Origin of the sequence: Parasaccharibacter sp. TMW 2.1888 (assembly GCF_023167265.1) — a bacterium.
GTDB classification, from domain to species: domain Bacteria; phylum Pseudomonadota; class Alphaproteobacteria; order Acetobacterales; family Acetobacteraceae; genus Bombella; species Bombella apis.
Genome location: NZ_CP030979.1, coordinates 2,004,627 through 2,014,074, shown reverse-complemented (window position 1 = coordinate 2,014,074; position 9,448 = coordinate 2,004,627). Strand labels below are relative to the sequence as shown.

Annotated in this window: 8 protein-coding genes and 1 pseudogene; 6 read left to right on the top strand and 3 right to left on the bottom strand. The window is 57.6% G+C overall.

Annotated features, from left to right (window positions below; translation table 11 throughout):
* Window positions 1-255: 255 nt before the first annotated feature.
* Together rpsT and mutM are read right to left on the bottom strand one after the other, a co-directional pair.
* Window positions 256-528, bottom strand: a complete 273-nt coding sequence (rpsT, locus tag DTQ13_RS09200; protein ID WP_043560115.1) for a 30S ribosomal protein S20 — start codon at window positions 526-528, stop codon at window positions 256-258.
* Between the two features lie 108 nt (window positions 529-636).
* Window positions 637-1,491: a bifunctional DNA-formamidopyrimidine glycosylase/DNA-(apurinic or apyrimidinic site) lyase gene (mutM, locus tag DTQ13_RS09195; RefSeq protein WP_248460651.1), complete on the bottom strand. Its 855-nt coding sequence runs from the start codon at window positions 1,489-1,491 to the stop codon at window positions 637-639.
* Window positions 1,492-1,520: 29 nt separating this feature from the next.
* Between mutM and ubiE the strand changes: the two genes are divergently transcribed.
* From ubiE to DTQ13_RS09170, 5 genes and pseudogenes are all read left to right on the top strand, one after another.
* A complete protein-coding gene (gene ubiE / locus DTQ13_RS09190) occupies window positions 1,521-2,309 on the top strand; it encodes a bifunctional demethylmenaquinone methyltransferase/2-methoxy-6-polyprenyl-1,4-benzoquinol methylase UbiE (RefSeq protein ID WP_081563158.1) in 789 nt (262 codons plus the stop codon).
* A 2-nt stretch (window positions 2,310-2,311) separates the two neighbouring features.
* Window positions 2,312-3,498, top strand: a pseudogene (gene coaBC, locus DTQ13_RS09185) (bifunctional phosphopantothenoylcysteine decarboxylase/phosphopantothenate--cysteine ligase CoaBC).
* A gap of 35 nt (window positions 3,499-3,533) precedes the next feature.
* Window positions 3,534-3,986: a dUTP diphosphatase gene (gene dut / locus DTQ13_RS09180; RefSeq protein WP_043560125.1), complete on the top strand. Its 453-nt coding sequence runs from the start codon at window positions 3,534-3,536 to the stop codon at window positions 3,984-3,986.
* Window positions 3,987-4,240: 254 nt separating this feature from the next.
* The gene (locus DTQ13_RS09175; RefSeq protein ID WP_248460650.1) at window positions 4,241-5,518 is read left to right on the top strand and encodes a hypothetical protein; all 1,278 of its coding nucleotides are present in this window, start codon (window positions 4,241-4,243) and stop codon (window positions 5,516-5,518) included.
* A 3-nt stretch (window positions 5,519-5,521) separates the two neighbouring features.
* Entirely contained in the window at window positions 5,522-6,841 is a 1,320-nt protein-coding gene (locus DTQ13_RS09170; RefSeq protein WP_103765538.1) for an AAA-associated domain-containing protein, read from the top strand.
* 46 nt (window positions 6,842-6,887) lie between these two features.
* On the opposite strand, the gene msrA is transcribed toward DTQ13_RS09170, so the two are convergent.
* The gene (gene msrA, locus DTQ13_RS09165; protein WP_043560130.1) at window positions 6,888-7,421 is read right to left on the bottom strand and encodes a peptide-methionine (S)-S-oxide reductase MsrA; all 534 of its coding nucleotides are present in this window, start codon (window positions 7,419-7,421) and stop codon (window positions 6,888-6,890) included.
* Between the two features lie 170 nt (window positions 7,422-7,591).
* Here msrA and ilvD point away from each other — a divergent pair, with 170 nt between their 5' ends.
* Window positions 7,592-9,445, top strand: coding sequence for a dihydroxy-acid dehydratase (gene ilvD / locus DTQ13_RS09160; RefSeq protein ID WP_081563153.1), 1,854 nt, complete (start codon window positions 7,592-7,594; stop codon window positions 9,443-9,445).
* Window positions 9,446-9,448: the final 3 nt, after the last annotated feature.

Here is a 9,448-nt window from a genome sequence, read left to right as displayed (position 1 = left end):
TTCTGATCTCCGTACTTCATGGTCTTGCAGGCCTTCGGCTAGGGTAGAACCCGCCAGAAGGGGTAATCAAGTGTTTTTGCCGGGGCGTTGGGTGCCTTGCCACACTAGCTTAACCTTCAGGAAAGGGAAAGCCTGCTTGGGCCATGATACGACCCCGCCTTGCGTGAGGGCAAAAAAAGAACGCGCCCAGTGGGCGCGCCCGAAGCCGTTTCATCAGGTCCTGATGAAACGGGCCATTCTGCCTGGATCGGACGATCAGGCAGCGGCGGTAAGAGACTTGATGCGGGCAGAGAGGCGGGAGAGCTTGCGGCTGACCGTGTTGCGGGAAATCACACCCTTGCCAGCTGCACGCTGCATCTCAGGCTGGGCCGCACGAAGTGCTTCTGCCGCTGCATTCTTGTCGCCGGACAGGATGGCCTTCTCAACATTCTTGATGAAGGTACGCATACGGGACAGGCGGGAAGCGTTGCGCAGACGGCGGCGCTCGTTCTGACGGATGCGTTTACGGGCAGATGCGTTGTTTGCCATGGGCTTCAGGTTTCCTGCGGATAGTTCGCTAAAAAATAATGTCTGCCCCTCTACCGCTCCGCTGACATGGCGTCAAGCACTGTCTTCATATCCTGCGGCAATAACGGGTCACTTACGCAACTTTTTCTGGCAGTGTGGACAGAAAAACGTGGACCGACTGCTCTGTGTCATACGCTGTATGGGGATGGAATACCCTTTTGCCAGGCATGCTGGGCAGGGTTGCCCTTCCCTGCCATAGACAAGATGCAGGGTCTGGAAAGTCCCTGGCTGGCCATCAGTGTGCACATAGTCCCGCAATGTGGAGCCTCCGGCTGCAATAGCCGTCTGGAGTATCTCCACAATGAGGCTGCAGAGACGTTTTGTCTCCGCCTTGCTCAGACTGTCAGCGGCCCGTGCGGGATGGATGCGGGCCCGAAACAGGGCTTCGCAGACATAGATGTTCCCCAGTCCGACAATCCGGCGCTGGTCCAGCAGGGCATTCTTGATAGGCATCCGTGTCGTGACCAGGGTTGCCGCAAGGGTTTCTGCCGTAAACTGGTCAGAAAGAGGTTCCACTCCCAGATGGGCAAGCTGTGGCTGCTGGTGTTCCTGTTCTGTCTGGAAGAGACAGACCATGCCGAAACGTCTGGGATCCACCAGGGCGACACGATGGTCGTTGCTGGTCCACAGGACGAGATGCTCATGCTTGCGGGGTGGCAGATTCTGGCGGGCAGGGTCGATGAACAGCCTGCCGGACATGCCCAGATGTATGAGAAGGGTCCAGCCATGCTGGAAATCCATCAGAATATATTTGGCACGACGTCTCAACTGGATGATCGTTTGATGGAGGAGGATTGTGGAGAGACCTGGCGGAAAAGGCAGACGCAGGTCAGGCCGGTTGACCTCCACGCTGGACAGGCTGTGCCCCTTCAGCGAAGCCTTCATGCTCTGGAGAATGGTTTCAACTTCTGGGAGTTCTGGCATAAATATCCGCAATGAGATAACGGTGGCATATGACTGAACACCATTCTTCCCATACCTCCTCTTCTTCGTCAGCTGATTTTGAGGCTGATACGATTGATTTCGGCTACCGTGATGTGCCACGGGGCGAAAAGAAACCGCTGGTCCGACAGGTTTTTGAAAGCGTTGCTGGCAAATACGACGTCATGAATGACGCCATGTCCCTCGGTATCCATCGGGTCTGGAAGCGCATCTTCGTGACCATGCTGTCCCCGCAGCCGGGATACAGGCTGCTCGACCTTGCTGGCGGTACGGGAGACATCACTTTTGGCTGGTTGCGTCGTGGTGGTGGCCATGCCGTGCTTTCGGACATCAACGAGGCCATGCTGGAAGTTGGCCGTCAGCGGGCCATCAAGGCCGGGCTGATCGGGGAGATGGATGTCTGTGTTGCCGATGCCGAGGCACTGCCTTTTCCTGATGCTTCGATGGACAGGGTCTCCATGGCGTTCGGACTGCGCAACTGTACGGACAAGGATGCTGTCCTGCGGGAGGTCCGTCGTGTGCTGAAGCCGGGCGGGCGTTTTCTCTGCCTTGAATTTTCGAAAGTGGATGTGGCGGCCCTCTCGGCCCTTTATGATCTCTGGTCCTTTCAGGTGCTGCCCCGCATGGGGCAGATGATTGCTGGTGATGCGGAGAGCTATCAGTATCTTGCCGAAAGCATCCGCATGTTCCCGGATCAGGAAACACTGGCAGGCATGATGCGGGCGGCGGGGATGGATCGTGTATCCTATCAGAATCTTTCGGGAGGGATCGTGGCCATTCATTCTGGCTGGCGGCTTTGAGCATGGCCCGCGTCATTCTCATTCTGGGAGGTGGCATTGCTGCCTACAGGGCGCTGGATCTCGCCCGGCAGCTCCGGCATGAGGGCATGGAGGTCGTGCCCGTCATGACGGAAGCGGCGAAGCAGTTCGTGACGCCATTGTCCCTGGAAGTGTTGTGTGGCGCTCCTGTCCATGATGAGCTGTTCCGCCCCGGGCAGGAAAGTGAGATCGGTCATATCGCTCTTGCCAGGTCGGCCGACCTGGTGCTGGTCTGCCCGGCCACGGCCAATCTGATGGCTCGCATGGCACAGGGCATGGCTGATGATCTGGCCACGACCCTTCTCCTGGCAACGGCAGCTCCCATTCTTCTGGCACCGGCCATGAATCCTCACATGTGGTCCCATCCTGCCACACAGGCCAATCTTGCCCTGTTGGAGCAGCGGGGTGTCCGATGCGTTGGTCCGGCGCATGGTGCCGTGGCCTGTGGTGAAACCGGCATGGGACGTCTGGCAGAGCTGGACGAGATTCTGGCGGCAGTCCGTTCAACCTTGTCGGGGGAACAGGCCTGAGGGGGTGCCGTATCATTGTCACGGCCGGCCCGACGGTAGAGCCGATTGACCCTGTCCGCTTCATTTCCAACCATTCATCAGGGCTTCAGGGCTATGCCATTGCAGGCGCTCTGGCGGCCAGAGGTGCCGACGTCCGGCTCGTGAGTGGTCCTGTCTTTCTGCCCACTCCACCGTCTGTCCAGCGGATTGACGTAAGGACGGCAGAAGAGATGAAGGCTGCCTGCCTTGCACAGCTTCCGGCTGATGCAGCCATCTGTGTGGCAGCTGTCAGTGACTGGCGCCCTGAGACTGTCAGCAGCCGGAAGATGAAAAAAACGGCAGAGGCTCCGCCTGTTCTTTCCCTGAGAGAGAATCCTGACATTCTGGCCACGCTGTCCCATGTTGCAAAACGTCCGGCACTGGTTGTCGGGTTTGCGGCGGAGACGGATGATCTTCAGAGTCATGCGGAGCAGAAGCGTCGCCGCAAGGGGTGTGATTGGCTTCTTGCCAATGATGTGAGCCGGCATCCGTTTGGTGGGCAGAAAAATCAGGTATTGTTCCTGACAGAGAATGGAACGGAGAGCTGGCCAGAAATGACCAAACCCGCTCTGGCAGAACAGCTTGCAGAGCGGGTGGTGGCTTTTTTCCAGAAACAGGATTAACAGTCCTCTGGCTTTAGCTGTGAGGGGATCAAGCCATGTCCGATGTCGTGAAAGTCCGTATTCTTCGCCTCCCCCATTCCGAGGGGCTGGAGCTGCCTGCCTATGGAACTGCCGGAGCTGCCGGTGTTGACTTCCAGGCGGCGGTGCAGGAGCCTCTGATACTTCGTCCGGGGGAGCGGAAACTGGTGCCGACAGGGCTGTGTGTTGCCCTGCCTGAGGGGCATGAGCTTCAGATACGTCCCCGCTCCGGGTTGGCCCTGAAGCACGGCATCATGGTGCCCAACAGTCCCGGCACCATTGATGAAGATTATCGGGGAGAAATCCGCATCATCCTCATCAATGCCGGGGCGGAAGATTTTGTCATCGAACGTGGGATGAGGATTGCCCAGGGGGTTCTGGCGCCTGTCGTGAGAATGCAGTGGCAGGAGTGCAGCAGCCTTGATACAACAGACCGAGGGCATGGGGGCTTCGGCAGTACCGGCCATTGACCGGTTTTCCAGTCCCGGCGGCTGATTTTTGAGGGGTCGGTCATGAAGATTCATTCGGCCATGGGCCAGCCATGAGACGGGATACTTGGCCCTTTGCGTACCTTTCCAGACTGGGGGAAAGAAGCAGGCACTGGCTGTTGGCTTATCAAGGAAGTGGTCTCTCCTGCTGTGTCCTGATTCTGGGGGGACTGTATGGGCTTCTGCGGGCATGTGGTCTGGTGCCCTTCCCTGTCTTCCCGTCTCCATGGGATGATATGTTCTGGACCCTGGGCAAGGGAGTGGTGGCGCTGCTTCTGGCGGCTGCGGGGCATTGTGTTCTCCTCTCCTTGGCGGCCTGTTCGACTGGCCTGCGTCGGGCGCTGGCTGGTGTGACGGCCATACTGGGAGAAATTCCCTCCCTTTGCCTTGTCGGGCTGTTCTGTATGGTCATGACGCCGTTCTGGGATGTCGTGGCGGTGGGCTGCTTCAGCCTGCTGGTCAGGAGTGTCCACGCCACCCTGAAAGCGGAAACAGGAATCCCGTCCAGTTTTCTGAAAACGGCAAGAGCCTTGCGGCTGGGGCGCTGGCAGGGTTTCTGGCGCCTTCACATCCCGTTTGCCTTCCCTGAACTCGTACGGTCCGTTCTGAGGGACCTGCCCGATTTCTGGCTCCGTATTCTGGGAGGGGAGCTGGTTCTTGCACTGTTTCTTTCCCATACCCCTTCCGGGTTGGGGGGAGCACTTCTCTCGGCTCTGAAAACAGGCGGAGAGTTGTCCGCCTGTGGCGTACTGCTTCTCATGCTGGTGCCTGTGCTGCTGGTTCAGCATGGTCTCATTGCGCCCCTGCGCGGATACGGTCGGCATTATGCCGTCTGTGACCAGATGCAGACACAGAGGCTGGAGGAGCGTTCCGCTTCCTGGAAGAGGCGCTGCCTGCTGGGAGGAGCCGGAACCATGTTGACCATGATCCTTTCCTGGGGGTTCTGGGGCATACCGGGGCCGTTGGGAGCTCTTGTGGTAGCGGTCTGTCTGGTTGGTGGAGTCTGGGGGTGGCTGGGGGGCCTGCTGCTGGGTGCTCCTGTACAGGTGCAGAAGCGGATCCGGAAGGCCTGCCTGGTGGTAGCGCTTTTTCCTGTTTTCATGGTCTGGCTGGGACTGTCCGTAACCGTCCCTCTGAATGTCATGCCGGCTCTGGCGGTCATGGGCATCACTGGCTGGGCGTTTCTTCGGGAAGCCGACGTTGCGGGGCGTCAGTTCATCGTGATGGGGCATCATCTTCGTTTGCCCCTGTGGTCATTCTGGAAGGATGTCCGCCTGCCCCTGCTTTGCCCGCCTCTGCTGCAGGCAGCTGTCGTGGCGCTGCCTTTTTTCTGGGACAATGTCTATCTGGCCGCTCTGCTGGAAAGGAAAACGCTCCATCTGCGTATTCTTCAGGCTCACGCCTATAGTGTACAGGGCATCCTGCTGTGCCTGATGACGCTGATGGCTGTGTCTGTCCGATGGGGTATCTGCATTCCATTGCAGGAGCGCATGGCGCACCGTTATAGGATCTAGCTCATGAGTGCTATCTTACGCTTGGCCGACTGTGCACAGTTTGCACATAAATCCCGCCATCAGGACGTTCCCATTGTTGAACAGGTCAACATGGATGTTCGGGAGGGGGAAATTCTGGGGCTTGTCGGACGTTCAGGCTCGGGCAAATCCAGCCTTCTGAAGATCATGGCTGGCCTGGAACAGCCCCGAAAGGGGAAAGTGTTCTGGCGGGAAGGACGAGCTACTGCCCAGGCGCTCGAAACGGTGTCCATCATCCTTCAGGATGATGTTCTCTTTCCATGGCTGACAGTACGGGAAAATGTTCTTCTTGCTCTGGAGGCCAGACGTCAGCCCCGGGAAGAGCGGGAAAAAATTGCGGATGCCATCATCGAGGTCCTCGATATGGACGGATATGAAGGTGCCTATCCGAGAGAGCTTTCTGATGCTCTGGCAGAACGGGCCTCGCTGATCCGTGCTCTGGCACGGCAGCCTGAAATCCTTCTGCTTGATGAGCCTTTTCTCAATATCGATCATCTGAGCGCCGAAAACCTGCGAACAGACCTGATAGAACTGTGGCAGGAACATCGGCTGGGACCTTTGAAAGCCATGGTGCTGGCCACTCATGCCATTGAAGAAGCCGTGCTGATGTGTGACAGGATTTTACTGTTTTCATCGGGGCCAGGGCGTATCACGCATGAGATTGTTGTGCCCTTCCCCCATCCCCGGAATCGTCAGGACGATGATTTCCGCCATTTTGTGGATCAGATATATACATTGATGACCCTTCGGGCGCCCAGTGTTTCGGAGGCTGACCTTTCCGCGCCCGATCAGGGAGAGGTTCAGGATGAAAGTGATTCCTTCATCGTGCTGCCCGACATTTCCATTGAACTTCTGGTCGGCCTCATGGAATCGCTGGAACATGCGCCCCTCTCTGGTCGGGCAGACCTGCCGGAGCTGGCCAATCAACTCCAGATGACTCTTGATGACCTTTTCCCGTTGGGTGAAACCCTGCAATTGCTGGATTTTGCAGAGCTGGAGGATGGAGACATCATGCTTACCAGCACGGGCCGTACCTTCGTGGAAGGCGATGCCGATGCGCGCCGGGACATCATGCGGACGGCCCTGCTTCATTCCGTCCCGCTGCTGAAGCTGATCCGCAGCACGCTGGATGAGCGGAGCAACCATGCCATGGATGCTGATATATTCCGCCGCAAGCTGGAAGATACCATGTCCACAACCTATGCCCGGCAGACAATGAATACAGCCATATCATGGGCCCGTTATGCCAATCTGTTTGGCTATGATGAAGAAACGGACCGTGTGCTGCTGGAATATGACGAGTGAAGGAACCTTTTTCCGTTCCTCCACTGTTGTCATGATGGAGAACTGATTATTTCAGCCGGTCCCGGTAGAGCTTGCGGGCCTTGGCAACCTTGGGGGCCACGACAGCGGCGCAATAGGCTGTTTCCGGGTTGCGGGCAAAATAATCATGATGGCTTTCTTCCGCCTCCCAGAAGTGGGCAGGTCCCTCAATGGAGGTGACAAGCGGTGCCTCCCAGATGTTCTGGGCTGCAATGTCGTCCCGGACTGTCCGGGCAACGGCCTGTTGGGCTTCATCACCAAAGATGACGGAGCGGTATTGCGTGCCTACGTCATTGCCCTGCCTGTTCAGCTGGGTCGGGTCATGGGTTGTGAAGAAAACCCGGAGAATATCTTCCAGACCAATTTCAGCAGGATTGAACACCACCCGTACTACCTCGGCATGGCCGGTCCTGCCGGTACAGACAGCCTTGTAGCTGGGATGCTCTACATGACCACCCGCATACCCGGGTTTGGCAGAGATGATGCCCCTGAGACCGTTGAAGATGGCTTCGACACACCAGAAGCACCCGCCCCCAAGGATGATGGATGATGTCTGTGTCATGGTTGCTCCTGTCCGTGTAAAATCGTGAGTGCCCTGCATATGGCCTTCAGCGGCCTGTATCGCTAGGGGGCAATCACCATGCTTTTCATATCTTTCAATTTTTTTGTTTTATGTTACCGTTTCTTGCTATAGAACGCCCTGAAATATTTTTTTTGAAAGAGGTTTCCTGAATGCCTGCCTATCGTTCCCATACAAGCACCCGTGGCCGCAACATGGCAGGGGCCCGTGCGCTCTGGAGAGCGACAGGCATGAAGGATGGGGACTTCAGCAAGCCCATCATTGCCATTGCCAATTCCTATACCCAGTTCGTGCCCGGTCATGTCCATCTCAAGGACATGGGAGCTCTGGTGGCTTCGGCTGTGGAGGAAGCCGGTGGTGTGGCCAGGGAATTCAACACCATTGCCGTGGATGACGGTATCGCCATGGGGCATGGCGGGATGCTCTATTCCCTGCCCTCACGGGAACTGATTGCGGATTCCGTGGAATATATGGTCAATGCCCACTGTGCCGATGCGCTGGTCTGTATCAGCAACTGTGACAAGATTACACCGGGCATGCTCATGGCCTCGCTACGGCTGAACATCCCGACCGTTTTCGTGTCTGGCGGGCCAATGGAAGCTGGCAAGGCAGACATGGACGGCATTGAGCGGGCGGTTGATCTTGTGACCTCCATGGTGGCGGCAGCTGATGAACGTGTCAGTGATGACATCTCCGAACGTGTGGAACGATCCGCCTGTCCGACCTGCGGTTCATGCTCGGGCATGTTCACGGCCAATTCCATGAATTGTCTGACGGAGGCGCTTGGTCTTTCCCTGCCGGGCAATGGCTCTCTTCTGGCGACACATGCCAAACGTAAGGAGCTTTTTCTTGGGGCTGGCCGCCTGAGCGTAGAGCTGGCAAAGCGCTGGTATGAGGAAGGCGATGCAACGGCTCTTCCCCGTGGCATTGCTACGAAGGCGGCTTTCACCAACGCCATGACGCTGGACATTGCCATGGGGGGCTCCACCAACACGGTGCTGCATCTGTTGGCCGCAGCCCGGGAAGCCGGAGTCGATTTCACGATGAGTGATATTGATGCCCTGTCCCGGAAGGTCCCTCACCTCTGCAAGGTGTCGCCCTCCGTTGCCAATGTACATATGGAGGATGTCCACCGGGCTGGCGGGATTCCGGCCATTCTTGGAGAGCTGGATCGTGCCGGCCTGATTGATGCGGGAACGCCGACTGTGCACTCTCCTACGCTGGCGGCGTCCCTGAGGCGTTGGGACATCATGCAGAATCAGGATGAGGCGGAAGAGCTGTTCCGGGCAGCGCCTGGTGGTGTGCGGACGGTTGAGGCTTTTTCCCAGAACAGCCTGTACAGGGAGCTGGACCGGGACCGTCGGACCGGTGTTCTGCGTGACCGGAACCACGCCTTCTCGCAGGATGGCGGGCTGGCTGTTCTTTATGGAAATCTGGCGCTGGATGGCGCCATCGTCAAAACGGCAGGGGTTGCAGAACATATTCTGAAGTTCAAGGGGCGAGCCCGTGTCTTTGACAGTCAGGATGCTGCGGTGAATGCCATTCTGGGCAAGGAGATCATACCGGGTGATGTCGTGGTCATCCGGTATGAAGGGCCCAAAGGCGGACCGGGAATGCAGGAAATGCTCTACCCGACCAGCTATCTTAAATCCATGGGGCTGGGAGAATCCTGCGCACTGATTACTGATGGACGTTTTTCAGGCGGGAGTTCTGGGCTTTCTGTTGGTCACATGTCTCCGGAAGCCGCTGAAGGCGGTCTGATCGGCCTGGTGGAAGAAGGTGATACCATTATCATCGACATTCCTGAAAGGCGTCTGCATCTGGAAGTGTCGGAGACAGAGCTTGAAGCGCGCCGTGCTGCCATGCATGGGAAGGGCTCTGCAGGCTGGCAGCCTCAGCGTGAACGTGTCGTTTCCACGGCTCTGAAGGCTTATGCGGCCATGACGACCAGTGCAGCCCATGGGGCTGTTCGGGATCTGTCCCAGATCATCGTCAAGAAGCTGTAATAT

Excerpts from the sequence above, each read along its gene's own strand:
- rpsT (WP_043560115.1), bottom strand. The coding sequence starts at position 528 with ATGGCAAACAACGCATCTGCCCGTAAACGCATCCGTCAGAACGAGCGC.
- mutM (WP_248460651.1), bottom strand. The coding sequence starts at position 1,491 with ATGCCAGAACTCCCAGAAGTTGAAACCATTCTCCAGAGCATGAAGGCT.
- ubiE (WP_081563158.1), top strand. The coding sequence starts at position 1,521 with ATGACTGAACACCATTCTTCCCATACCTCCTCTTCTTCGTCAGCTGAT.
- dut (WP_043560125.1), top strand. The coding sequence starts at position 3,534 with ATGTCCGATGTCGTGAAAGTCCGTATTCTTCGCCTCCCCCATTCCGAG.
- DTQ13_RS09175 (WP_248460650.1), top strand. The coding sequence starts at position 4,241 with ATGTTCTGGACCCTGGGCAAGGGAGTGGTGGCGCTGCTTCTGGCGGCT.
- DTQ13_RS09170 (WP_103765538.1), top strand. The coding sequence starts at position 5,522 with ATGAGTGCTATCTTACGCTTGGCCGACTGTGCACAGTTTGCACATAAA.
- msrA (WP_043560130.1), bottom strand. The coding sequence starts at position 7,421 with ATGACACAGACATCATCCATCATCCTTGGGGGCGGGTGCTTCTGGTGT.
- ilvD (WP_081563153.1), top strand. The coding sequence starts at position 7,592 with ATGCCTGCCTATCGTTCCCATACAAGCACCCGTGGCCGCAACATGGCA.